15 protein-coding genes are annotated in these 25003 nt (G+C 66.4%); 7 read left to right on the top strand and 8 right to left on the bottom strand.

What is annotated here, in order from left to right:
• Positions 1-102 precede the first annotated feature (102 nt).
• Genes ABIC44_RS08835 through ABIC44_RS08845 form a run of 3 tightly spaced genes read left to right on the top strand, consistent with a single transcriptional unit; the run spans position 103 to position 5989 of the window.
• Positions 103-1365: an efflux RND transporter periplasmic adaptor subunit gene (locus tag ABIC44_RS08835; protein WP_354294934.1), complete on the top strand. Its 1263-nt coding sequence runs from the start codon at positions 103-105 to the stop codon at positions 1363-1365.
• On the top strand, positions 1365-4559 hold the full coding sequence (locus ABIC44_RS08840) for an efflux RND transporter permease subunit (RefSeq protein WP_354294936.1): 3195 nt from the start codon (positions 1365-1367) through the stop codon (positions 4557-4559). The genes ABIC44_RS08835 and ABIC44_RS08840 overlap by 1 nt, the downstream gene beginning before the upstream one ends.
• The gene (locus tag ABIC44_RS08845) at positions 4556-5989 is read left to right on the top strand and encodes an efflux transporter outer membrane subunit (RefSeq protein WP_354294938.1); all 1434 of its coding nucleotides are present in this window, start codon (positions 4556-4558) and stop codon (positions 5987-5989) included. The genes ABIC44_RS08840 and ABIC44_RS08845 overlap by 4 nt, the downstream gene beginning before the upstream one ends.
• A gap of 422 nt (positions 5990-6411) precedes the next feature.
• On the opposite strand, the gene ABIC44_RS08850 is transcribed toward ABIC44_RS08845, so the two are convergent.
• Positions 6412-7425 carry an inorganic phosphate transporter gene (locus ABIC44_RS08850; RefSeq protein ID WP_307102701.1) on the bottom strand — a complete coding sequence of 338 codons (1014 nt, stop codon included), beginning with the start codon at positions 7423-7425 and terminating at the stop codon, positions 6412-6414.
• A 10-nt stretch (positions 7426-7435) separates the two neighbouring features.
• Positions 7436-8080, bottom strand: coding sequence for a DUF47 domain-containing protein (locus tag ABIC44_RS08855; RefSeq protein WP_309699356.1), 645 nt, complete (start codon positions 8078-8080; stop codon positions 7436-7438).
• 519 nt (positions 8081-8599) lie between these two features.
• Between ABIC44_RS08855 and ABIC44_RS08860 the strand changes: the two genes are divergently transcribed.
• Positions 8600-10918, top strand: a complete 2319-nt coding sequence (locus tag ABIC44_RS08860; protein ID WP_309692443.1) for a TonB-dependent receptor — start codon at positions 8600-8602, stop codon at positions 10916-10918.
• A 65-nt stretch (positions 10919-10983) separates the two neighbouring features.
• On the opposite strand, the gene ABIC44_RS08865 is transcribed toward ABIC44_RS08860, so the two are convergent.
• From ABIC44_RS08865 to ABIC44_RS08875, 3 genes are all read right to left on the bottom strand, one after another.
• Positions 10984-11643, bottom strand: coding sequence for an HPP family protein (locus ABIC44_RS08865; protein WP_309692441.1), 660 nt, complete (start codon positions 11641-11643; stop codon positions 10984-10986).
• A gap of 415 nt (positions 11644-12058) precedes the next feature.
• On the bottom strand, positions 12059-13150 hold the full coding sequence (locus ABIC44_RS08870) for a lactonase family protein (RefSeq protein ID WP_354294939.1): 1092 nt from the start codon (positions 13148-13150) through the stop codon (positions 12059-12061).
• A gap of 96 nt (positions 13151-13246) precedes the next feature.
• Positions 13247-15727 (bottom strand): PhoX family protein, encoded by a 2481-nt coding sequence (locus tag ABIC44_RS08875; protein ID WP_354294940.1) that lies wholly within the window; start codon positions 15725-15727, stop codon positions 13247-13249.
• Positions 15728-16168: 441 nt separating this feature from the next.
• On the opposite strand from ABIC44_RS08875, the gene rplJ reads away from it, so the two are divergent.
• On the top strand, positions 16169-16690 hold the full coding sequence (gene rplJ, locus ABIC44_RS08880; protein WP_007403805.1) for a 50S ribosomal protein L10: 522 nt from the start codon (positions 16169-16171) through the stop codon (positions 16688-16690).
• Positions 16691-16760: 70 nt separating this feature from the next.
• A complete protein-coding gene (gene rplL, locus ABIC44_RS08885) occupies positions 16761-17135 on the top strand; it encodes a 50S ribosomal protein L7/L12 (RefSeq protein ID WP_076711360.1) in 375 nt (124 codons plus the stop codon).
• Positions 17136-17232: 97 nt separating this feature from the next.
• On the opposite strand, the gene ABIC44_RS08890 is transcribed toward rplL, so the two are convergent.
• Positions 17233-18981, bottom strand: coding sequence for a hypothetical protein (locus ABIC44_RS08890; protein WP_354294943.1), 1749 nt, complete (start codon positions 18979-18981; stop codon positions 17233-17235).
• Positions 18982-19263: 282 nt separating this feature from the next.
• On the opposite strand from ABIC44_RS08890, the gene ABIC44_RS08895 reads away from it, so the two are divergent.
• Positions 19264-19698, top strand: a complete 435-nt coding sequence (locus tag ABIC44_RS08895; RefSeq protein WP_354294944.1) for a DUF4440 domain-containing protein — start codon at positions 19264-19266, stop codon at positions 19696-19698.
• Positions 19699-20237: 539 nt separating this feature from the next.
• Here ABIC44_RS08895 and ABIC44_RS08900 read toward each other — a convergent pair.
• Together ABIC44_RS08900 and rpoC are read right to left on the bottom strand one after the other, a co-directional pair.
• Positions 20238-20417, bottom strand: coding sequence for a hypothetical protein (locus ABIC44_RS08900; protein WP_307102675.1), 180 nt, complete (start codon positions 20415-20417; stop codon positions 20238-20240).
• Positions 20418-20686: 269 nt separating this feature from the next.
• The gene (rpoC, locus tag ABIC44_RS08905; RefSeq protein ID WP_354294946.1) at positions 20687-24973 is read right to left on the bottom strand and encodes a DNA-directed RNA polymerase subunit beta'; all 4287 of its coding nucleotides are present in this window, start codon (positions 24971-24973) and stop codon (positions 20687-20689) included.
• Positions 24974-25003 lie beyond the last annotated feature (30 nt).

The following is a 25003-nucleotide window of genomic DNA, read 5'->3' on the forward strand; positions in this document are numbered from 1 at the left end:
TGCCCGCACAGATGAACGTCTCGTAAGATTTCCGCAAGGAAAGCGTCAGAGCCTTGCCCGTATCGGCCGAAGCAATTCCGATCCTTGCGCCGAAAGACTCCGATGCACGTCAATCCTGCCGACGCGACATTACCCGAAACCCGCCGCCTGTCCTCCGCGCAGCAATGGCGCTGGATCGGGATCGCCGCCGCCGTGCTGGTGGGCGCGCTGATCCTGATCACGGTCATCGGCAAGCTGACCCACAAGGAGGAAACGCCCCCCGCCCCGCCGCCGCCGGGCACGCTGCGCCTGTCCAGGGAGCAGCTGGCGGCGATGCCGACGGTGCGCGTCGGGCTGGGGGCCTCGGGCGACCAGACCATGGCGACGGGCGCGATCACGGTCGATGCGACCCGCTCGACCCCCGTGCTGATGCCCTATGCGGGGCAGGTCGTGCGCGTGCTGGCCGAGGCGGGCCAGGCGGTGCGCCAGGGCCAGCCGCTTTTGCAGATCAAGACCAGCGATTTCGTCGATGCGCGCTCGGGGCTGTTCTCGGCCCGCGCGGCCTATCAGAATGCGCAGGCGCAGTTGGTCGCGGCGCAGCGCAATGCCGACCGCCAGCAGCAAATCTATGAGACCGCGGGCGGCGCGCTGAAGGATTATCAGCAGGCCAAGGTCGACCTGGCCGCCGCGCAGGCGACCGCGCGCACCGCCGCCGCCTCGCTGGGCGCCGCGCGCGACAAGCTGGCGATCCTCGGCAAGTCGCAGGGCGAGATCAACCGGCTGGAGAATGTCGGCGAGGTCGCGGGCATCCACGACATCACCACGCTGCACGCACCGATCAGCGGCGTCGTCGCCTCGCGCGATGTCGCGCCGGGGCAATATGTCTCGCAGGGCGGCGACAAGCCGGTGATGACGATCACCGACCCCTCGCGCGTCTGGCTGGTCGCGCAGGTGGCCGAGAGCGATGCCGAGAATGTCCGCGTCGGCGATCCCGTCGAGGTGACGACGCCCGCCATCCCCGGCCGCGTCTTCCACGCCACCATCGACCTGGTCGGCGCCGCGCTCGACCCGCAGACCCACCGCCTGCCGGTGCGTGCCTCGATCCCCAACCCCGACAAGGCGCTGAAGCCGCAGATGTTCGCCAGCTTCGCGATCCAGCACCGGGGTGCGGGTCAGGCGATTCGCGTCCCCGCCGCCGCCGTCATCCATGAAGGCGACGCGGCGCGCGTCTGGATCATGCGGCCCGACGGCCTGCTGGTCGCGCGCGACGTGACGACCGGCGACTCGGCCAATGGGCTGGTCACCATCACGTCGGGCCTGAAGCCGGGCGAAAAGATCGTCACCTCGGGCGCGCTGTTCGTCAACGAAGCGGGGATCGGCGAATAATGAACCGCATCGTCAGCTTCGCGCTGCGTCAGCGACTGCTGATCGTCGGCCTCTTCTTCGCGATGATCGTCGCCGGCGTCATCGGTTTCATCAACCTCAACATCGAAGCCTATCCCGATCCCGTGCCCCCGATGGTCGAGGTCATCACCCAGACCCAAGGCCTGTCGGCCGAGGAGATGGAGCGCAACGTCACCATCCCGATCGAGGTCCAGATGGCGGGCATCCCGCACCTGACCGCGATCCGCGCGATCAGCCTGTTCGGCCTGTCGGACATCAAGATCCAGTTCACCTACGACTACACCAATGAGCAGGCACGCCAGCAGGTCATCAACCGCCTGTCGCAGCTGCCTCCGCTGGCGGGCGGCGCACAGCCGACGCTGTCGCCGACCTCGCCGGTGGGCGAGATCTATCGCTACCGCATCTCCGCGCCCAAGGGCTATTCGGTGATGGACCTGAAGACGTTGCAGGACTGGGTGCTCCAGCGCCGGTTCAAGCGGATTCCGGGCGTCATCGACGTCACCGGCTGGGGCGGCAAGCTGCGCGCCTATGACGTGGTGATCGACCAGAACCGGCTGAACGCGCACGGCGTGACCGTGTCGCAGGTGCTCGCGGCGCTGTCCAAGAGCGACGGCAATGTCGGCGGCCAGACGATCAACTTCGGCGAACAGGCCGCGATCGTGCGCGGCATCGGCCTGATCCAGTCGCCCGACGCGATCCAGAACGTCCTGGTCGGCCAGGCGGGTGGCCAGCCCGTGCTCGTCAAGGACGTTGCCACCGTCAAGATCGGCAACGCGCCGCGCATGGGCATCGCCGGTTACAATAACGACGACGACATCGTGCAGGGCATCGTCCTGATGCAGCGCGGCGCCCAGTCGATGCCGACGATCAAGGCCGTGCAGGCCGAGGTCGCCAACATCAACGACAGCGGCATCCTGCCCCCCGGCGTCCATCTGGAGCGGATCTACGACCGGTCCGACCTGATCAACCTGACCATCCACACCGTCATGGAAAACATGGTGGTCGGCATCCTGCTGATCTTCGCGCTGCAATGGCTGTTCCTCGGCAATCTGCGCTCGGCGATCATCGTGGCGGCCACCATCCCCTTCGCGCTGGCCTTCGCGATCCTGATCCTCGTGCTCCAGGGCGAGAGTGCGAACCTGTTGTCGGTCGGAGCGCTCGACTTCGGCCTCGTCGTCGATGCCTGCGTCATCATGGTCGAGAATATCTTCCGCCACATGGTCGAACGCTCGACCGCGGTGGAGAGCGGCCAGGGCCGCTATACCCTGGCCAGCCGCTTCGGCGCGGTGCTGGGCGCCTCGTCCGAGGTCAGCCGCGGCATCTTCTTCGCCGCCGCGATCATCATCGCCAGCTTCCTGCCGCTGTTCACCCTGACCGGCGTGGAGGGGCATATCTTCGGCCCGATGGCCAAGACCTATGCCTATGCCATCACCGGCGGCCTGCTCGCGACCTTCACCGTCGCCCCCGTCCTCTCGACGCTGCTGCTACCGGACAAGCTGGCCGAGACCGAGACGTTCATCGTCGGCAAGCTGCGTGCCGTCTATGAACCCGCCGCGTCCTTTGCGCTGCGCAACAAGATCGTGACGATCGGCGGCGGCCTGCTGATGATGGGCCTCGCCATCGTCGGCGTGCGCTCGCTGGGCATCGAGTTCCTGCCGCACCTCGAAGAAGGCAATATGTACATCCGCGCCACCCTCCCCTCCTCGATCAGCCTCGAGGCGGGCGAGAAGGTGACCAACGAGGTGCGCAAGATCATCGCCAGCTATCCGGAGACCACGGCGGTCCTGTCCGCGCATGGCCGCCCGGACGACGGCACCGATGCGACCGGCTTCTTCAACATCGAGTTCTTTGTGCCGCTCAAGCCCTTCGACAGCTGGCCGAGCGGAATGACCAAGGAGAAGCTGATCGAGGAACTGTCGAGCCGCCTCGCCAAGAAATATCCGGGCGTCGACTTCTCCTTCTCGCAGATCATCGAGGATAATGTCGAGGAAGCCGCCTCGGGCGTGAAGGGCGCCAATTCGATCAAGCTGTTCGGCCCCGACCTCGTCACGCTGGAAAAGCTGGCCAACCAGATCAAGGCGCAGATGGCCAAGGTGAAGGGCATCGAGGATCTCGGCGTGTTCGAGATCCTGGGCCAGCCGACCGTGCGGATCGACGTCGACCGCGCCAAGGCCGCGCGCTATGGCCTGACGCCCGACGACATCAACCAGACGGTAGCCGCCGCCATCGGTGGCCAGTCGCCCGCCGACCTGTACGAACCCGGCACCGATCGCCACTTCCCGATCATCGTACGGTTGAAGCCCGCCCAGCGCGATTCGCTGGAATCGGTGCGCAACATCACGATCGGCGCGCCCTCCCCCGACGGCAACGGGACCATCCAGGTGCCGCTGTCCGAGGTGGCGAACGTCAAGCTGACCAGCGGCGCCTCGTTCATCTATCGCGAGCATCAGGAACGCTATGTTCCGATCAAATTCTCGGTGCGCGGCCGCGATCTGGGCGGCGCGGTCGAGGAGGCGCGCGCACGGATCAACCAGAATGTCCACCTGCCGCCGGGCTATCACCTGGAATGGGCGGGCGAGCTGGATAACCTGAAGAACGCGATCGCCCGTCTGGAGATCGTGGTCCCGATCAGCCTCGTGCTCATCCTGCTGCTGCTCTATGCCAATTTCGGATCGATGCGCGACAGCCTGCTCGCCTTCTCCGCGATCCCGATGGCGATCGTGGGCGGTGTGCTGGCCCTCGCCTTGACCGGCACGGCGTTCAGCATCTCGGCGGCGATCGGCTTCGTGGCTTTGTTCGGCATCGCAGTGATGGACGGCATCCTGGTCGTCACCACCTTCAACAACACGATCGACGAAGGCGCCCCGCGTGAGAATGCGCTGGCCAACACCGTCAAGAACAGCCTGCGCCCGGTCGTCATGACCTGTCTGGTCGCCGCGATCGGCCTGCTGCCCGCCGCACTCTCGCACGGGATCGGCAGCCAGGTGCAGAAGCCGCTGGCGCTGGTCGTGGTCGGCGGCATGACGCTGGCCCCCGTGCTGATCCTGCTGGTCCTGCCGGTGCTCATCAGCCGCTATTCGACCCGCCTGCCGCTGTCGCAGCGCAAGAAGAAGCATGATCCGATGGTCGACGACCAGGACGATACCAATATCTCCGACTCTGGGATTCCGGCATGAAGCGTTTCCTGACCCTGCCGCTGCTGGCGTGCGTTTCGGCCAGTATCTCGGGCTGCGCCGTAGGACCGCATGACCTGGACGCGCATGCCAGCCTACCGCCGCTGGCGCCTACGCCGGTCATCGCACCCGCGACCGGCCCGGCGCAGACGGTGTCCGCCGCCGTCGCGCCCCAATGGTGGCATGCCTTCGGCAATGCCCAGCTCGATGCGCTGGTCGCCGAGGCGCTGGCGCACAATAACGACGTGGCCGTCGCGCAAGCCTCGCTGAAGCAGGCGCAGGAACAGGCGCGGGCGACGCGCGGCTCGCTGCTGTTCCCGCAAGGGGGCCTGAACTATCAGGCGCAGCGGACCCGCGTGTCCAACGCCCTGTCGCCGGCGGTCGCCGACCAGAACCAGCAGCTTTATACGCTGCACACCGCGCAGGTCAGCGTCTCCTATGACGTCGACGCGTTCGGCGGGAACCGCGCGCAGGTCCGCTCCGCCGCCGCACGCGCCGAGGTCGAGCGGCACCAGCTGGACGCGGCACGGATGACGGTCGCGGCGAACCTCGTCACCGCGCTGATCGAGCGGGCGAGCCTGGCCGAACAGGTCGCCGCCGCGCAGACCGCGGTGCAGGTCAATCGCGACATATTGGGCGCGCTGCAACAGCGGCAGCGGCTGGGCGCGGTCGGTGCGTCGGACGTCTCGACGCAACAGGCCGCGCTGGCGACCGCCGAGGGCGCGCTGCCCCCGCTGGTCCGTGCCGAGGCGGCGCAGCGCACCATCATCGCGACGCTGATCGGCCGCCCGGCGGGATCGGCGCTGCCGCCGCTGCCCGAGCTGACGCAGCTGACGCTGCCGACCGAGCTGCCCGCCATCGTCCCTTCCGATCTGGTCCATCGCCGTCCCGACGTGCTGGCCGCCGAAGCCCAGTTGCGGGGCGCCGGGGCCGATGTCGGCGCCGCCATCGCCGCGCGACTACCCAGTATCCAGCTTTCCGCCAATGCGGGCGGCTCGGCACAGAATTTCGGCGACATGTTCAAGAGCGGCAATCCCTTCTGGGCGCTGCTCGGCGGGATCACCCAGCCGCTGTTCCACGCCAATGCGCTGCGCCACCAGCAAAAGGCGGCCGAGGCGGCGCTGGAGGGTGCCAAGGCGCAATATCGCCAGGCGGTGCTCCAGGCGTTCGGCGATGTCGCCAACTCGCTGACCGGCCTGTCCACCGACGCGCAGGCGCTCGACGCGGCGCAGCGGGCGAGCAACGCGGCGGGCCAGGCACTGACCTTCGCACGGCGGCAGCTTGCGCTGGGCGATGTCGGGACCTTGCAGCTGCTCAACGCCACCGCGACCGACGCGCAGGCCCGGTCGCAGTTGATCCAGGCCAAGGCAGCGCGCATGACCGACTCGGTCGCGCTGTTCCAGGCGGCCGGGGGACCGGTCACGGGGTCTTGAGGTCGTGGGGGCGGATGGAGGAGTCCGCCCCACAACCCACCTCCGTTCAGCCTGAGCGAAGTCGAAGGCCAAGGGATTCGGCTCGCGCAGAGGCGCGGAGAACGCAGAGATTGCGTTCTTTGAGATAACGCCCCCCTCAATGCTGCTCCGTTCCCCGGCGAAGGCCGGGGCCCAGTTGCGGCCCACCATCGACGGCGGGCCGCTCTTGCCTCCCACGCACCGACGCCGCGCACCTCCCAGTATATAGCAACTGGGCCCCGGCCTTCGCCGGGGAACAGAAGGATGTTGAGGTGGCGTTCTGGAGAAGGCGCTCTCGGTGTCCTCTGCGCGAACCGAATCCCTTGGCCTTCGACTTCGCTCAGGCTGAACGGAGAGTAGGATTATGCCCAACGAAAAGGGGAGGACCTTCGCCCTCCCCCTTGTCAGAACAACCGGGTCAGCAGGTAGAAGCCCGCCCCCATCACCGCCGAGGCGGGGATGGTGATGATCCAGGCGATCACCACATTGCCCGCCACGCCCCAGCGCACTGCCGAGGCGCGCCGTGCCACCCCCGCGCCGATGATCGAGCCGGTGATGGTATGGGTGGTCGACACCGGAATGCCGAGCGCCGAGGCGCAGAAGATCACGATCGAGCCAGCGGTCGAGGCGCTGAACCCCTGGTGCTGCGACAGCTTGGTGATGCGCGTGCCCATCGTCTCGATGATGCGCCAACCGCCGGTCATCGTGCCCAGCGCGATCGCGACATAGCAGGAGATGGCGACCCAGTGCGGCACCTCGAACGGGCCGGACAGCCGCCCGGTCGAATAGAGGAGGACGGTGATGATCCCCATCGTCTTCTGCGCGTCGTTCAGCCCATGGCTGAGCGAATAGGCCGCCGAGGAGACCAGGTGCATCGCGCGGAAGCTGCGCTCCGCCTGTCCCGCGCTCGACCGGCGCATGGCCCAGCTGCTCGCCAGCATGACCAGCATGGCCAGCATCATGCCCAGCATCGGCGACAGCACGATGGCGAGCAGCGTCTTGTTGAGACCCGCCCACTTCACCGCGTCCATGCCCGCATGCGCCACGCCCGCGCCGACCAGACCGCCGACCAGCGCATGGCTGCTCGACGAGGGGATGCCGCGCAGCCAGGTGATGACGTTCCAGGCCATCGCCCCGCCCAGCGCGCCGAAAATGACGGCTGGGGTGACGATGCTCTGGTCGATCAGGCCCTTGCCGATCGTCTCGGCCACCTTGTGCAGGCTGGGAAAGGCGACGGTCAGGAAATAGGCCGCGAAGTTGAAGAAGGCGGCAAAGCCCACCGCCGCGACCGGCGGCAGCAGCCGGGTCGCCACCACCGTCGCGATCGAATTGGCCGCGTCGTGCAGCCCGTTGAGATAATCGAACGCCAGCGCGACCAGGATCAGGCCGACCAGCAACGGAAAGGCGAGTTCGTGCATCTCCGACGCCTCAGGCGTGATCGATGACGATGCCGTCGATCTCGTCGGCGACATCCTCGAACGCGTCGAGGATGCGCTCCAGATGCTTGTACACTTCCTTCTCGATCACGAAGCGCAGCGTGTCGCGCTCGCCGCATTCGTCCAGCGTGCGCTTCAGGCCCGCCGCATGGATCTCGTCGGCACGCCCTTCCAGCCGGACCAGCTCTTCGGTCAGCGCGTGGAGCCGGTCGCCGTTGCGCGCGACGTCGCGCATCAGCGGCATCGCCTCGACGGTCAGCTTGGCCGCCTCGACCGCGACCGCCGCCATTTCGCGCATCTCGGGCGCGAAGCTGGTCACACGGTACAGGCCGATCGCGGTGGCGGCGGCGTGCATCTCGTCGATCGTATCGTCCAGCGAACCGATCAGCGAGGTGATCGAGGCGCGGTCGAACGGCGTCAGGAAGGTCGAGCGGACCGAGGTCAGCACATCGCGCGTGATCGCGTCGGCCTCATGCTCGCGCGCGGCGACGGCGGCGATCTCGTGGGCGGTATTGCCCTGCGTATCGAACAGCCGGACGGTGGCTTCGGCCCCCGCCAGGATGGTGGCGGCTTGCGCCTCGAACAGCTCGAAGAAATTCCCCGTCTTCGGCAGGAGGCGTTGGAACCAGGCGAACATCAGTCGGTAACCCCGATAGTGATCCGATAGCGTGCGTGTTCAGCACCCATGGCTTTGCGGGCCACGGCGGAACGCCGGACCGTCGAAATGGACCCTGGGATCGAAGCTTGCACGAACGCCGCCCCCCTGACCAGCCGAACGCCCCGCGTCAAGCAAAACACTGTTACAGCAATGTGACAGAAGCGGGATTCCGGCCCCTTTGCCGGTGGGCGACAGGCGAGGTTTCGTGGACCGCCATTGCCTGTGTTCCCCCTGCATTTCCGCTGCTCCGCCCTGTCATGGCTGCCTCCCGGCCGTTCCGATCCGCCCCCGCAACGGCGGGCAGGACGCAATCTGGCCGGGGCACAACTTCGCATGACGGTCGCGCCATGTCGTCATGAATTTTTCATGTCGCGCTGTGCTTTTTGCGCATCAGTCCTGTCACGTAAGCGCCATAATGCACTTTTAACCGCTCGGCGTACCGGGAGAAAATCAATCGGGCGGACGGCATCGACCGATCCGCCGAGCGTGGGGAACGACATGAAATCCGTAATCAAGACCGTGGCGCTGCTGGGCGCGGCGTGGGGAACGCTGGCGGCCGTGCCCGCCTTTGCCCAGACCGCCGATCAGGCGGCGGCCACCCCGGCCGACAATGGCCCCGAACAGGGGCTGGGCGAGATCACCGTCACCGCCGAGCGTCGCTCGGAAAATCTGAACCGCGTGCCCGTGTCGGTGGGCGTGGTCAGCGGTTCGAACCTGCGCGCCTTCCAGCAGGGCGGCGAGGACATTCTGGCGCTGTCGGGCCGGGTGCCCGGCCTGTATGCCGAAACCACCACCGGCCGCATCTTCCCGCGCTTCTATATTCGCGGCCTGGGCAATATCGACTTCTACCTCGGCGCGTCGCAGCCGGTGTCGATCATCCAGGACGATGTGGTGCTGGAGCATGTCGTGCTGAAGTCGAACCCGGTGTTCGACGTCGACCAGGTCGAGGTGCTGCGCGGGCCGCAGGGCTCGCTGTTCGGTCGCAACACGACCGCGGGCATCATCAAGTTCGACACGATCAAGCCGACGCAGAGCTTCCAGAGCCGCGCGACCGCCTCGATCGGCAGCTACAACACGATCAGCATGGACGCCGGTGTCGGCGGCCCCCTGATCCGCGACGTGCTGGCCTTCCGCCTGTCGGCGCTGGTGCAGCACCGCGACGATTGGGTCGACAATGTCTATTCGGGTCCCAGCGCCGACGGCACGCTGACTCCGAAGAAGGACGCGATGGGCGGCTTCACCGAGCGCGACGTCCGCCTCCAGCTGCTCTTCACGCCGACCGATACGCTGTCGTTCAACCTGTCGGGCCATGCCCGCTGGTATGACGGCACCTCGACCCTGTTCCATCGCGGCGCGATCAAGAAGGGTTCGCGCGACGTCTCGGCCGAACCGCGCGACCGGGTGGCCTATGACGAAGGGCGCGGCAATCCGCAGTCCTATGACACGCAAGGCACCTCGCTGCGCGCCGCCTGGGACCTGGGCGCGGCCGAGCTGACCTCGATCACCGCCTATGAGACCACGGCCGGTTTCAGCAAGGGCGACACCGATGGCGGCGCGGCGGCCAACTTCCCGGTCAACGGCGTGGCCAATGGCTATGGCCTGAGCATGGGCCAGGTCCGCGGGCTCGACCAGTGGACGCAGGAAGTCCGCCTCGCCTCGACCGGCAGCGGGCCGTTCAAGTGGCAGGTCGGCGGCATCTATTTCGACAGCCGCGACATCACCGACTTCTACCAGCGCGCGTTCCTGATCGGGGCGAACCCGAACAACTGGGTCCGCCTGCACGACGTCAACACCAGCTGGGGCGTGTTCGGGCAGGTCAGCTATCAGGCGACCGACCGCCTGACCCTGACCGCCGGTGGCCGGATCAGCGAGGATACCAAGCGGACCCAGCTGCTGCGCACCGCCGACAGCGCCGCCGGCGTCTCGACCTATCGTGGTCGCCGCGACGTGCGTCTGTCGGACACCCAGCCCAGCTGGGACCTGTCGGCGCTCTATGAGGTCAATCCGAACCTGAACGTCTATGTCCGCGCGGCGCAGGGCTTCCGGGGTCCGACCATCCAGGGTCGCTCGGCGGTGTTCAATTCGGACTTCTCGACCGCCGGTTCGGAGACGAACCTGTCGTTCGAGACCGGCTTCAAGTCGAAGCTGTTCGACAACACGCTGCGCCTGAACGCTGCCGCCTTCGCGTACCGCGTGAAGAACATCCAGCTGAACGGCAACGACTCGGACGGCAACGGCGTACTCCTCAACGCCGACAAGGCCGTCGCCTACGGTCTGGAAGCCGATGCCCAGTGGCTGCCGGTGCGCAACCTGGCGCTGTCGGCGGGCGTCAGCCTGCTGCATTCGGAAATCCGCGACCGCAATGTCAGCGTCCAGACCTGCGGCCTGAACGGCGTGATGGTCTGCACCGTGCTGAACGGCCCGGTGACGACACGCCGCATCTTCGGGGCGAACGCGTTCTTCGTGCCGATCGACGGCAACCCGCTGCCCAACGCGCCGGAATATAACGTCAACCTGGCGGCCAAGTACGACCTGCCGCTGTCCGATGGCGGCAAGGCGTTCATCTCGACCGACTGGAACCTTCAGGGCTATACGAACTTCGTCCTGTACCGGACCAAGGAGTTCACCTCGAACGGCAATTTCGAGGGCGGCCTGAGCATCGGCTATTCCGCGCCGAACGACGACTGGAGCCTGTCGGTCTTCGCCCGCAACATCACGAACGAGAAGAACCTCAAGGGCGTGATCGAGAACTATATGGCGGCCGTGTTCAACGAACCGCGCATCATCGGCGTCTCGTTTAGCGGCAAGTATCGCTGATCGGCACGACCGGATGACGCGAAAGGCCCGTCCCTCCATGCGGGGGGCGGGCCTTTTTCGTTGGGCTATGTCCTCGCCCGCGCATGGCGCTCGGCATGGGCGAGCAGCATGTCGAGATCCTCGCGCGCGATGTCGAAGCTCTCATGCATGTCCGCCAGCGCCGCCTCGACATCCTCCGGCCGGATGACGGCGGCGGGCGCGGGTGGGGTCACGCCCGGTTCGTGCGGATAGCTGCGCCCCGTCGCGCGGTGGAAGAACATGCCCAGCGCCACCAGGGCGATCGAGTTGATCGCCACCGGAGCGAAGGCGAAGGAAAAGCCCGCCGCGTGAATGCCCTGGCTGCCGATCACCGCGGTCAGCGCGGCCGCCCCGCCCGGCGGGTGCAGGCACCGGGCCAGCGACATGACCAGGATCGCCCCGCCCACCGCGCATCCCGCCGCCAGCGGCAGCGAAGGGATCGCATGGAACATCGCCACTCCGACCAGCGTGGACAGGACATTGCCCCCGACCACCGACCAGGGCTGCGCGAGCGGGCTGGCGGGGACGGCGAAGACCAGCACGGCGGACGCCCCCAGCGGCGCGACGATGATCGGCAGGTCGGGGCCCAGCGGGGGCAACCCGCCACATACGATAATGGTCAGCGCGATGCCGATGACCGCCCCGATACAGGCGAGCAGACGGCCGGACAGGGTGGCGCCGGCCAGCAGGGGTTGGAAGAAACGCATGGAGGCTCTGGTCGCTCAGGATGGAAAGGCGTGGAATGTCGATCGAACCTAGCCAAGAGCCTGTCCGTCGGCCACCGCCAATAACTTGCCGTGATACCAGCGGAACTTGGCGCAAGGCGCCGCCGCCTAGGGGGGAGCGACATTCACGATTGCGTCTTCCCCTCTCCCCTGGACAGGGGAGAGGGGAAGCGAAGCTTGCCAGCCTGCTGGCTAGCGCAGCTTGGGTGAGGGGTTGAGCGAGCCCAAAGGCTCGCGGCGCTCGCCAAAGCGAGCGCCCACCCCTCACCCAGCTCCGACTAGGCCTTTGCTATGCAAAGACCAAGTCTGCGCAACCCTCTCCCCTCTGCGAGGGGCGAGGGAAGGAAAGGCATCGCGGAATGGCGATCCACTCAAGAACGGGGTTGGAGTGCGCCCCTCAAACCTCGGCGAGGAAGACCACGCCCGGAATGGCGATGCTGCGGCCGGTGGCGGTCAGGCGGCCGTCCTTGCCGATCCGGAAGGCGTTCACCGTACCCGAACGCTCGTTCGCGACCAGCATCTCGCCCCGCCCCTCGCGCAGCAGGAAGAAGCGCGGCCAGTCGCCGCCGGTCGGGACATGCTGGACCGGCTCGGGATCGCCCTTGGCGTTCAGGCGGAAGACGGTGATGCTGTTCGCCCCGCGATTGGAGACATAGAGCGTCCGCCCCGCCCGATCGATCGCGATATGCGCCGCATAGGAGGGTGTGGCTGTGCCCTCGGCCAGCAGCGCCCGTTCGCCCGCCGTGCGGAAGCGTCCCTCGGGCAGCGCGTCGAGGACCAACAGCCTGGGCTGCAACTCGCAGGCGACATAGGCGCGCGGCAGGGTCGGGTGGCGGACCATGTGGCGCGGCCCCGCCCCCGCCGGGGCCTGCCAGCCGATCACCGGCTCGGCCAGCGTCCGCGCGGCGGGGTCGAAGCGATAGGCGAAGATCGCATCCGCCCCCAGATCGACCGCGTGCAGCCAGCGCCGGTCGGGGCTGAACCCCACCCAATGCGCATGCGGCCCCGCCTGCCGCTCGGCATTGGGGCCGTGACCCTGATGGCGAAAGACCTGCGCCTCGCCCGGCGCGCCGGTCCGCCGGTCGAGCCGATAGAAGGCGACCGAGCCGCTGGAATAATTGGCGACCGCCAGACAGGCCGAGGACCGGTCGAGCGCGACATGGCAGGGATCGGCCCCGCCGGTCGACGCTCCGCCCCGCGACGCCCAGCCGGGGCCATAGCCGGTGACGCGCCCCTCCGCCTGCTCCCGCAACAGGTAAAAGGCGCCACCCGGCCCGTTGCCCACGCCGTAAGAGGCGTTGACGATCCCCGCCACCGGCGGCCCCACACGGCCATCGACGATCGGATAGAGGCCCCGGCCCCCTTCATTGGCATAGGTGCCCGCGATCAGCCTGTCGCGGCCCGGCACCTGCGCCAGCACCGGCCCGATCGCCGTCCCCAGCCCGATCGCGGCCGCGCCCGCCATCACCTCGCGCCGTGTCGTCGTCATGCCGCCCCTCCCTTGTCCGCCCGCCCTTGAACGCGAAAGGGGGCGGGAAGGCAATCACTTCCCGCCCCCTCATGGGGTCACGATGCGACCAGCCGATCAGATCGCGACGACGCCGCCGTCATTCTTGGTGATGACGATCGTGGCCGAGCGCGGGCGGACCGTCGCGGCCGCGCTGCCGCTCTGGCTGTCGGGCCAGTTGCTGGTCGGCGCGGCGACGCTGCTGGCGTCCTCGCCCGGATGCTGGATGTTGACGAAGACCGAGGTGCCGTCCGGCGTCGAATGGATGCCGGTGATCTCGCATTGTTTCGGCCCCACCAGGAAACGCTTCAGCGTTACGCCCGGCGCCTTGCCGATCCGGGTGGTGACGGTCGCCGAGGCGCTCCCTGCGCTGCTCGTCACCGAACGCGTGCCGCCATCGCCGACCCGGCCGGGGATCGCGGCCAGCATCATGCAGTTGGTGACGTCGGTGAAGGCGCCGTCATCGGTCTGGATCCACATCACCGGCGTCTGCTGCCCGGCGACATTGCTCGGCAGGCTGAACCACAGGCCGTCGGGCGACGAGAAGTCGTTGGTCGCGTCCAGCCCCGACAGGTTGATGTTCGTCGCATCCAGGTCCGCCCCCGCCCCGAAGGCGTACACGTCCCAGGTGAAGCTGGTCGCCTCGGTCGTGTCGTTCGCCTCGCGGATGCGGATGATATGGCCGTTGCGGTTGCCGACCGAGGTCGAGGGCGAATCGACATAGGCGCGCGGATTGGCCGCATCGACCCCGGTCAGGCTGCCCGAGGCGACCGGGCGGCGCGAAGCGTTGTTGGTCAGCGTGCAATACATCTCGCCGGTCGCCGGATTGACCGCAGTCCACTCCGGCCGGTCCATCTTGGTCGCGCCCAGCGCATCGCCCGCCAGCCGCGTGTTGATCAGGACATCGGCTTGGTCAGCGAAGGGATAGACGCTGTTCGAGGCGGTCAGCCCGTTCTGACCGAACACCAGCGGCATCCACGTGCCGGTGCCGTCCGCATTGAACTTGGCGACATAGAGCGTGCCGTTGTCGAGATATTTGTCGCCCACCGCCAGACGGTCGCTGGCGCTGGCGTCCGAGGCGCTCCACGGCGTGGCCGAGACGAATTTGTAGATATATTCGTTCTGCGCATCGTCACCCATGTAGAAGGCGGGGCGGACGCCCGCGATCATCCGGCCGCTCTGGCAGCCTTCGTGGTTCATGCGGCCGAGCGCGGTGCGCTTGCGCGGGGTCGAGCTGGGGTTGAACGGATCGATCTCGACCACCCAGCCGAACTGGAACGGCTCGTGCCGGAAATCGGCGGTGCCGTCCGCCGCCAGCGCGGCATTGGCGGTCGCGTTCCAGCGGCGGAAGACCGTGCTCGACGAATCCGACGGCGTGACGGTCGTCCAGCCATAATTGCCCGAACGCCCCTCGTTGATGCCATAGCGGGCGAGCGAGACATTCTGCTTAGCCGTCGTGGCGGCGCGCACCGCCGCATCGCCGCTGGTGCGACGGAAATAGCCCGCCCAATTTTCCTCGTTGGTCAGATAGGTGTTCCACGCCATCGTGCCGTTGGCGCAGTTGTTGATCGTACCGCGCCCGCCCGTGCCATCGGTCGAATAGGCGGTCTTCAGCCAGGCATTGCCCTTCACCGGGCCGCTGAACGCCATCGGGGTGTTGGGGGTGATGCGACGGTTCAGCGCCGAGGCCTGGACATAGGTCCAGGCGCCGTTCGTGCGGGTGACCTCGACCACCGAGACGCCGTGGCACTCGATCTCCTTGATCGCCTCCGATTCGGGGCGCGGCGACGGCGTGGGGCCGTTGGCGTGCAGATAGAGCTGGGTGATGTTCTCGTGATTCAGGACGAGCAGCCCGCGCGTGCTGTTGGTCGGATCGGGGTTCGCCCCGCTGGCGGCGAGGCCGAAATAGCTCATGCCGTCATGATGGTCGCCCGCGCGCTGCGCGAAATTGCTGTCGGTGCCGTTATTGGCCGCCGCCGCCACGCCCGAGGCGATCGGATCACCCAGACGATAGAGCACGCTGACGCTATAGCCCGAGGGCACCGTCACCACGTCCGCCAGGCTGTGCGGGACGGCGGTGAAGTCGAGCGCGATCGGCGTTACCGTGATCGTCACGCTGTTGTTGGTGACCAGGCCGTCGCGGCTGGTGATCTCCAGCTTGAACGCCAGCTGGGTCGCGGTCGCCACGGCGGGCGCGCGGAACGTGGCGACGAGCTGGTTGGCGTTGGTCAGCGTGACCGACGGCCCCGCCGTCTGGCTCCAGTTGACGTTGGCGACTTGGCCGCTGCTCACCGTACCGGTCAGCGTGACCGCGCGCCCCGCCGCGACGCTGGCGGTGCTGCCTGCCGCCGTGGCGGTCACGGCCTGCGGATTCTCGTCGTCGCAGCCCGCCAGCAACATGCCGCCGAACAGCGCGGTGGTCATCGCCGAAACCCCGTGGCGCAGCGTCTGGCGGCGCGACAGGCGGGTGGCGATCAGGTCGCTCATATGCGTGTTGGTCGAACGGTTGGTATCGATGTCGCCATCGTCATAGGCAACCATGTTATTGATATCGGACATGAAAAATCCCCCGGTGCCGCGCCGCTGCACAAACGCGGCTTGGGTCCGGCTTTGCCGCGCAACCAAGTCACACAGGCTTCATTTCGGCGTCACGACCATGACGCAGTCATGACTTACATATGACACCCTATTCATGTCGCTCGTCTGCTTGACTCCCCATGACAATCGGCCTAAGGGCAGCCCCGCATCCGGATGGGCTTGCCCGTTCGGATTCCGTCCTAGACAGCAGGTGCCGGGGAATATGCCCTGGCTTAATTACCTGCCGAGACGGGGAAAAGGATTTTGCCGGTCGTGCCACTCGCTGGTCCCGCCCGGTCTGCCCCGCGTTTCTCACGCGTCGGTTGCCCATTCCCCATCGCTGGACACCCCGAGGGGTGGTCACACCCCCCGGTCAAGCAACCGGGATGACCGTTCGCGGTCGTTCCAACCATGGAGAATGGCATGGATCGCGATCAAAAGACCCAGGCCGTCGCCGAACTGAACCGCAACTTCAACGAGGTTGGCGTGGTGGTCATCACCCGCAACCACGGCATGACCGTCGCCCAGTCGACGGCCCTGCGCACGAAGATGCGGGAAGCCGGCGCGACCTACAAGGTCTCGAAGAACCGGCTTGCCAAGATCGCAGCCCAGGGCACCGACTATGCCGGTGTCGCTGACATGTTGACGGGTCCCGTCGGCATCGCCAGCTCGATCGATCCCGTGGCCGCCGCCAAGGTGGCCGTGGAATTCGCCAAGACGACCGACAAGTTCGAGATCGTCGGCGGATCGATGGGTGCGAATGTCCTTGATGTCGCAGGCGTGCAGGCGCTGGCGACTCTGCCCTCGCTGGACGAGCTCCGGGCGAAGCTGGTTGGTCTCATCGTGGCGCCTGCCACGAAGCTGGCCACCATCACCCAGGCTCCCGCGGCGCAGATCGCCCGCGTCCTCGCGGCTTATGCCGACAAGGACAAGGAAGCCGCCTGATCTTCGGGCGAATACGATTTGAACTGACACACTCGGGCCATTTTAGACGGCCCGTATTGGAGATAAGAACATGGCAGACCTGAACGCGCTGGTTGACCAGCTGAGCGAGCTGACCGTCCTCGAGGCCGCCGAGCTTTCGAAGCTGCTCGAAGAGAAGTGGGGCGTCTCGGCCGCTGCGGCCGTTGCCGCTGCTCCTGCTGCTGGCGGCGCTGCTGCTCCGGCCGCTGAAGAGAAGACCGAGTTCGACGTGATCCTCACCGGCGACGGTGGCAAGAAGATCAACGTCATCAAGGAAGTCCGTGCGATCACCGGCCTGGGCCTGACCGAAGCCAAGGCGCTGGTCGAAGGCGCTCCGAAGCCCGTCAAGGAAGGCATTGCCAAGGACGAGGCCGAGAAGATCAAGAAGCAGCTCGAAGAAGCCGGCGCGACCGTCGAGCTCAAGTAATCGGACTGCGGGGGGCAACCCCCGCACCCGTTCGCTTGGCGAGCTAAAGAAAGGGCGGCCCCTTTGCGGGGGTCGCCCTTTTCTTTGCCCCAGATCCTTATCCCGCCATCCGGCTCCACGGCCGCGCGGACCGCATGTCCAGCCGACAGACGTGCCGCAGCCCATGTGCCCGGACATAGGCCCGCGCCCGCGCATCATAATCGGCCGCCTGTGGATCGGCGAAATGCCAGTCGGGCGGATTGAAGGTCGAGAAGCCGTTGATCGTCGGCACCCGCCACCGCTCCGCCAGGAACATCGCATCGACATTGTGCGGATAGAGCGCGTTGAGCTCGGCATTGATATAGAGCGGCTCGTTCACCCGCGTCGCGACGACGTAGAAGACCGCGCAGTCGCGGGGCGGCGCGGGGATAGCCGCCAGCGCGTCGTGATGGACGGCATGGCTGATCTGGTTGGGCGTCTCCGCGCTCAGATTCTCGGCGACCAGCAAGGCGACGATCCCCGCCAGCCACCAGGGACGCGTGGCCGCCAGCCGCGCCGCCTGCTCGCGCCACGCCGCCAGGACGATCAGCAGGAACGGCAGGCTCAGCCACAACTGATAGCGCGACACGGTACGCAGCCCCTTGGCCCCCGGCACCAGCCAGAAGACGAGGTTCCAGGGCGACGCCACCCAGAATTGCAGCGTCAGCGCCCAGGCGACGATCATCGCCAGCGCAAAGGCGCGCCACGCCACCGGCGTCTCCCCCGCGATCCCGATCCGCCGCCGCACCACGATCCGCCACGCCGCGACGAGCAGCAACGCGCACAGCAACGGCGGGAACCCCGCCTCATGCTCGCCGCCCAGCACCCGCCCCGGCAATAGCGGGTCGTCGGGGAACAGCGCGTGCAGCAGCGCGAACAGCGGGCGGAAGAGCCAGCCCCACAGATAATTGCCCGGCCCGACATTGATCATGTCGATCCCCGGCGTCACCAGATAGCCGAGCATCTCATAATAGCCCTCGCCCCCCGTCTCGCGCAGCTTGGGCAGATAGACGGCCAGGAAGGGCAGGATCAGCACGGCAAAGGCACCGCCGCCCCAGGCCAGCGTTCCGGCATGTCGCCGGACCAGCCCGGCCAGCGCGGTGGGCCTGGCGTTCCCGCTCAGCATCGCCCAGCACAGCACGAACAGACAGGCGGAAAAGATGGTGAACCAGGCCATGTAATAGGAGGTCAACAGCCACGCCGCCATCAGCGCAGCCAACGCGACCGCCCGCCAGCGCGCGGCGATGCGATCGCCGCCTCCCTCGGCGCGGACACAGCCTATCGCCAGGATCATCGCCACCGGCAGCAGCGCGACGCTCTGCAACTGGGCATGGACGGCCTGGAGGTGGATATTGCTGGCGATGCTCCAGAGCAGCGCCACCAGCAGCGCGCTCCCTCGCCCCCAGCCCAGCGTCCGCTTCACCAGATGATAGGCGGCGGCGAACCCGATCGTCTTGAAGGTCAGGATGTTGAGCGTGTCGGCATGGAACGGGTCCGCGACCAGCCGCCAGACCGAATAGGACAGGCCATAGAGGAAATAGCCGTCATTATAGCCCAGCGAGCCGCCATAGGGATGGAAGTAGAAGGCCGCATCCCAGGGCGACACGCCCGACAGGACGTTGCGCCAATGTTCGAGAATGGTCATCTCGATCAGCGCATCCCCCCGCTCGCCAAAGCCCAGATCGAAGCCGCTCGCGATCACCGTGCGAAAGAAGATCGCCATGGCCAGCGCATAGGTGGCCACCCAGGCCATCACGCCGCCCGAAGCCGGGGCCCATGACGGGAAGGGAAGCGAAACGCGGGCGTCATGCGGGCGGGAAAGGGCCATGGCTGCCGCCTATGGCCAGCCCGAGCCTCTGTCGAGCCTTCGCCCGCCATCGCGCCAGGCCCCATTCCCGCCGCGCGCGCCCAGCCGCCATATTCCTTGTGTTTGCCCAAAGACTTAATCAGCGACCGCGGGTTTCCTCCAAGTCCACCGACTCTCGTTTTCGACGACAATAGAGTGACCTGGCTGTCGGTGTCGGGCACCGGGGAATCGCCAATCCTTCCGCATCTTGCGCCGATGCCCGATATCGGTTGTGATGCCGGACCGGATGAGAGGGGGATCGCAATGAACATTCTGGCCTTGGGACTGGCCGTCGCGGGAATCGGCATGACACCGACGGCCTCCGCCCAGGAGGCGCCGTTGCGCCACTTGGTCGACCGCTTCGAGACGGCGCGGAGCCGGTTCGACCCCGCTGCACTGGCCGACACGCTGGCCCCCGATTATGAGGAAATCTCACCAATCGGCGATGTCGATTCCCGCACCCAGGTGCTGGGCTTCTATACGCCGACCGCCAAGACCCCGGTGCCGCCCATCACGACCGATGACGTCGTCGTCAGGACGCAGGGTCCGGTCGCACTCGTCACCGCCAGGCGATCGATCACCTTTCCCAACGGTACGACCCGAGCAGTTCGAGCCCGCTATGTCGCACGACTGGATCGCGGCCAGTGGCGGCTGATCTCCACGCAATATACGCCGATCCCAGCGGCCAAGACGCCCTGATCGGGCGAACGCCATTGGGACGCCGTGCGCCGAGTTCCCGGCGAGGACCATGGCAGGAGATCGCTGGGGTGGGGAGCCTCCGCAAGCGTGGGGTTCGCGGCGATGCCCCGCCCCACTTCTCTGAAGGAGAGGGGCTCGCGTCAACTCAACACCGTATTACTATGCCCCAGGTCGTATCACCATTCCGCCCCGCCTACCCTTTCTCCTCCGTGATGCGAGAGGGTTGCGAAGACTAGGCGGGACCGACATTCGGGATTTCCTCTTCCCTCTCCCCTGGACAGGGGAGAGGGTTAGCGGAGCTTGCCAGCCTGCTGGCTAGCGCAGCTTGGGTGAGGGGTTGAGCGAGCCTAAAGGCTCGCGCGCTCGCGGAGCGAGCACCCACCCCTCACCCAGCTCCGACTAAGCCTTTGCTCTCGCAAAGACCAAGTCTGCGCAACCCTCTCCCCTCTGCGAGGGGCGAGGGACGGAAAGGCATCGCTGAATGGCGATCGGCCGGCTCAGCCCTTGGAAAAAAGGGGGCCCCGCAGGTCCCCTTTTCGTTACTCCGCCGCTTCGATCACCTCGCCATGGGCGGGCTGGTTATAGGCGCGATCCAGATAGTGGTTCGCGATAATGTAATGGGCTCGAACCGCAGCGGGGTGGGTCGCTTTCTGGGCCAGTTCGAGTTCGGTTTCGGCACGCTGGTAGAAATAGTCTTCGTCAATCTCGGGGGACGTCATTTCAGGTCTCCGGGGTCCCATCGGCGCGCCAACAACCCGCGCGCGTCCGGGATCTTCTCCAATATTCGTATATGGTTGGGAGGGCATTTCGGTTCCCGTATCCGGCTCTACGCCCCCTCCATTCGGCGCAAATCCGGGACTTTCGTCGCGTCGGCCTCTCGATCAGCCACGCATCCGCGTCAACGATAAACCCGATCGACGGCGTTCCAAAAAAAGCCGCCGCCCGGTTGCCCGGACGGCGGCCCTTTGTTTCCAATCCGTTAGCCGGATCAGTCGTTCAGATACTCACCGGCATCCGCATCGGTGCCGTGACCCGAAGGCGCGACCTCGGCCAGCGGGTCATTGCCCGTGCCGACGTCTTCCCGCGGCGAACGGGCGTTTTCCGCCGCCCGCTGCTCGGCCGCGCTGACCGGCGCGACGATCGCCTCGGCCAGCTTGCGCTGCTGCGCACGGAGCGCCGCGTCGCGGCTGGAGGCCGCCACGCGCAGGCGGTTCATGCCCGCACCGGTACCCGCCGGGATCAGGCGGCCGACGATGACATTCTCCTTCAGGCCCATCAGCGTGTCCTGCTTGCCCTGGACCGCCGCCTCGGTGAGGACGCGGGTGGTCTCCTGGAACGACGCCGCCGAGATGAAGCTGCGGGTCTGCAAGCTCGCCTTGGTGATGCCGAGCAGGACGGGCTTGCCCTGCGCACGCGCCTGGTTCGCGTCGAGCTTGTCGTTGATCGCGTCCATTTCCTCGCGATCGACCTGCTCGCCCTTCAACAGCGTGGTGTCGCCGCCGTCGGTGATCTCGACCTTCTGCAGCATCTGACGAACGATCGTCTCGATGTGCTTGTCGTTGATCTTCACGCCCTGGAGTCGATAAACTTCCTGGATTTCGCTGACCAGATATTCGGCCAGCGGCTCCACGCCCATCGTTTCCAGAATGTCGTGCGGATCGGGCGAACCGCCGATCAGGTTGTCGCCACGCTTGACGTAGTCGCCTTCCTGAACGTCGATCACCTTCGACTTGGGCACCAGATACTCGACGACCTCGCCGCCATCCTCGGGCTGGATGCCGATCTTGCGCTTCGCCTTATAGTCCTTGCCGAACACGACACGACCCGAGACCTTGGCGATGATCGCCGAGTCCTTGGGAACGCGCGCCTCGAACAGCTCGGCGACGCGCGGCAGACCGCCGGTGATGTCGCGGGTCTTGGCCGACTCGCGAGCGACACGGGCCAGAACGTCACCGCCCTGCACCTGCGCCCCGTCCTCGACCGAGAGCGTCGCACCCGGCGCCAGCATGTAGCGACCGGCCTCGCCCGAATTGTCGTCGAGCAGGGTCATGCGCGGACGCAGATCCTCCTTCGACTTGGTCGAGGCGCGGTACTCGGTGACGACGCGCTGGGCGATACCCGTCGCTTCGTCGACCTGCTCGGTCAGGGTCTTGCCCTCGATCAGGTCCTGGAACTTCACCGTACCGGGGTTTTCGGTGATCACCGGCATGGTGAACGGATCCCACTCGGCCATCCGGTCGCCCTTCGACACGATGTGGCCATCGTCGAACAGCACATAGGCACCGTAGGGGATACGGTCGACCGACAGCTCGCGGCCGTCCATGTCGACGATCGCGATCTCACCCGAACGGCTCAGCACCACGCGACGACCGCGCTGGTCGACGATCAGGCGCAGGTCGCGGAACTGGACGACACCGTCCACCGCCGCTTCCAGGTTCGACTGCTCGTTCAGCTGCGCCGCACCACCGATGTGGAAGGTACGCATGGTCAGCTGCGTGCCCGGCTCACCGATCGACTGCGCCGCGATGACGCCAACCGCTTCGCCGATGTTCACCGGCGTACCGCGGGCGAGGTCACGGCCATAGCACTTGCCGCAGACGCCGACCTTCGATTCGCAGACCAGCGGGCTGCGGATCTTGACCGACTGGGTGTTCGCCGCCTCGATCTTCGCCACCATCGGCTCGTCGAGCAGGACGCCCGATGCGATGATGACTTCGCCGGTCTTGGCGTTGACGATGTCCTCGGCCGTGGTGCGGCCCAGGATACGCTCGCCGAGCGAGGCGATGGTCGAGCCGCCCTGCACGATCGCCTTCATCTCGAGGGCGCGGGTCGTGCCGCAATCCTCTTCGATGATGACGCAGTCCTGCGACACGTCCACCAGACGACGGGTCAGATACCCCGAGTTCGCCGTCTTCAGTGCGGTGTCGGCCAGGCCCTTACGCGCGCCGTGGGTCGAGTTGAAATATTCAAGAACGGTCAGACCTTCCTTGAAGTTCGAGATGATCGGCGTTTCGATGATCTCGCCCGACGGCTTGGCCATCAGGCCGCGCATGCCCGCCAGCTGCTTGATCTGCGCGGGGCTACCACGCGCACCCGAGTGGGCCATCATGTAGATCGAGTTGATCGGCTTCTCACGGCCTTCCATCGGGCCGTCCTCGTAATGACGGACCGCCTTGATCTCGTTCATCATCGAGTTCGCGACCTGGTCGCCGCAACGGCTCCAAGCGTCGATCACCTTGTTGTACTTCTCCTGCTGCGTGATCAGGCCGTCCTGATATTGCTGCTCGAAGTCCTTCACCTGCTCGCGCGTCTCGTCGACCAGACGATCCTTGTCCGGCGCGATGATCATGTCGTCCTTGCCGAACGAGATGCCGGCGCGGAACGCGTGACGGAAGCCCAGCGCCATGATCGCGTCGGCGAACAGCACGGTCTCCTTCTGGCCGGTGTGACGATACACCTCGTCGATCACCTCGCCGACGTCCTTCTTGGTCAGGACGCGGTTGACGATGTCGAAGGGCACCTTGTGGCTCTTGGGCAGGCACTCGCCCAGCAGCATGCGACCCGGGGTGGTCTCATAGCGCTTGAGATACTGGTTGCCCTGCTCATCGGTCTGCGGAACGCGGCTGATGATCTTGGTGTGGAGCGTAACGGCACCGGCGAAGAGGGCCTGATGGACCTCCTCCATGTCCGCCAGCATCATGCCCTCGCCCGGTTCCTTCTGCTTTTCGAGCGAGAGGTAGTACAGGCCCAGCACCATGTCCTGCGACGGCACGATGATCGGCTTGCCGTTCGCGGGCGACAGGATGTTGTTGGTCGACATCATCAGGACGCGCGCTTCCAGCTGCGCTTCGAGCGACAGCGGGACGTGAACGGCCATCTGGTCGCCGTCGAAGTCGGCGTTGAACGCCGAGCAGACCAGCGGGTGAAGCTGGATCGCCTTGCCCTCGATCAGCACCGGCTCGAACGCCTGGATACCCAGACGGTGAAGCGTCGGCGCGCGGTTCAGCATGACCGGATGCTCGCGGATCACCTCGTCCAGGATGTCCCAGACTTCCTTGCGCTCCTTCTCGACCCACTTCTTGGCCTGCTTCAGGGTCATCGACAGACCCTTGGCGTCCAGACGGGCATAGATGAACGGCTTGAACAGCTCGAGCGCCATCTTCTTGGGCAGGCCGCACTGGTGCAGCTTCAGCTCCGGGCCGGTCACGATGACCGAACGGCCCGAATAGTCGACGCGCTTGCCGAGCAGGTTCTGACGGAAGCGGCCCTGCTTGCCCTTCAGCATGTCGGACAGCGACTTCAGCGGACGCTTGTTGGCGCCCGTGATCGTGCGGCCGCGACGGCCGTTATCGAACAGCGCGTCGACCGCTTCCTGCAACATGCGCTTTTCGTTGCGGACGATGATGTCCGGCGCACGCAGCTCCATCAGGCGCTTCAGGCGGTTGTTGCGGTTGATGACGCGGCGATACAGGTCGTTCAGGTCCGAGGTCGCGAAGCGGCCACCGTCCAGCGGCACCAGCGGGCGCAGCTCGGGCGGGATGACCGGGATGACTTCCAGGATCATCCATTCGGGACGGTTGCCCGATTCGATGAAGCTCTCAACGACCTTCAGGCGCTTGATGATCTTCTTGGGCTTCAGCTCCGACTTGGTCGTCGCCAGCTCTTCCAGAAGCTGCACGCGCTCGCCCTCGAGGTCGAGGCTCTCGAGCATGATGCGGACCGCCTCGGCGCCGATCCCGGCCGAGAAGGCGTCCTCGCCATATTCATCCTGCGCGTCGAGCAGTTCGTCCTCGGTGAGAAGCTGATACTTCTCCAGCGGGGTCAGGCCCGGCTCGATGACGATATAGGCTTCGAAGTACAGCACGCGCTCGAGCTGCTTCAACTGCATGTCGAGCAGCAGGCCGATGCGGCTCGGCAGCGACTTCAGGAACCAGATGTGCGCGACGGGGGCGGCCAGTTCGATATGGCCCATCCGCTCGCGGCGGACCTTCGACACCGTGACTTCGACACCGCACTTCTCGCAGACGATGCCCTTGTACTTCATGCGCTTGTACTTGCCGCACAAGCATTCGTAATCCTTGATCGGACCGAAGATGCGCGCGCAGAACAGGCCGTCACGTTCCGGCTTGAACGTGCGATAGTTGATCGTCTCGGGCTTCTTGATCTCGCCGAACGACCAGGAACGGATCTTGTCGGGCGACGCGATGCCGATCTGAATCTGGTCGAAGGTTTCCGGCTTGGCCACCGGATTGGCGAAGTTGGTCAGTTCGTTCATTTTGCTTTCCTCACAGGGAGGGAAAATTCA

This window comes from Sphingomonas sp. 1185 (genome assembly GCF_040544655.1).
GTDB lineage: Bacteria > Pseudomonadota > Alphaproteobacteria > Sphingomonadales > Sphingomonadaceae > Sphingomonas.

What these genes read in the sequence shown, in the direction of transcription:
- ABIC44_RS08835 (WP_354294934.1), top strand. Translation starts at nt 103, where the DNA reads ATGCACGTCAATCCTGCCGACGCGACATTACCCGAAACCCGCCGCCTG.
- ABIC44_RS08840 (WP_354294936.1), top strand. Translation starts at nt 1,365, where the DNA reads ATGAACCGCATCGTCAGCTTCGCGCTGCGTCAGCGACTGCTGATCGTC.
- ABIC44_RS08845 (WP_354294938.1), top strand. Translation starts at nt 4,556, where the DNA reads ATGAAGCGTTTCCTGACCCTGCCGCTGCTGGCGTGCGTTTCGGCCAGT.
- ABIC44_RS08850 (WP_307102701.1), bottom strand. Translation starts at nt 7,425, where the DNA reads ATGCACGAACTCGCCTTTCCGTTGCTGGTCGGCCTGATCCTGGTCGCG.
- ABIC44_RS08855 (WP_309699356.1), bottom strand. Translation starts at nt 8,080, where the DNA reads ATGTTCGCCTGGTTCCAACGCCTCCTGCCGAAGACGGGGAATTTCTTC.
- ABIC44_RS08860 (WP_309692443.1), top strand. Translation starts at nt 8,600, where the DNA reads ATGAAATCCGTAATCAAGACCGTGGCGCTGCTGGGCGCGGCGTGGGGA.
- ABIC44_RS08865 (WP_309692441.1), bottom strand. Translation starts at nt 11,643, where the DNA reads ATGCGTTTCTTCCAACCCCTGCTGGCCGGCGCCACCCTGTCCGGCCGT.
- ABIC44_RS08870 (WP_354294939.1), bottom strand. Translation starts at nt 13,150, where the DNA reads ATGACGACGACACGGCGCGAGGTGATGGCGGGCGCGGCCGCGATCGGG.
- ABIC44_RS08875 (WP_354294940.1), bottom strand. Translation starts at nt 15,727, where the DNA reads ATGTCCGATATCAATAACATGGTTGCCTATGACGATGGCGACATCGAT.
- rplJ (WP_007403805.1), top strand. Translation starts at nt 16,169, where the DNA reads ATGGATCGCGATCAAAAGACCCAGGCCGTCGCCGAACTGAACCGCAAC.
- rplL (WP_076711360.1), top strand. Translation starts at nt 16,761, where the DNA reads ATGGCAGACCTGAACGCGCTGGTTGACCAGCTGAGCGAGCTGACCGTC.
- ABIC44_RS08890 (WP_354294943.1), bottom strand. Translation starts at nt 18,981, where the DNA reads ATGGCCCTTTCCCGCCCGCATGACGCCCGCGTTTCGCTTCCCTTCCCG.
- ABIC44_RS08895 (WP_354294944.1), top strand. Translation starts at nt 19,264, where the DNA reads ATGAACATTCTGGCCTTGGGACTGGCCGTCGCGGGAATCGGCATGACA.
- ABIC44_RS08900 (WP_307102675.1), bottom strand. Translation starts at nt 20,417, where the DNA reads ATGACGTCCCCCGAGATTGACGAAGACTATTTCTACCAGCGTGCCGAA.
- rpoC (WP_354294946.1), bottom strand. Translation starts at nt 24,973, where the DNA reads ATGAACGAACTGACCAACTTCGCCAATCCGGTGGCCAAGCCGGAAACC.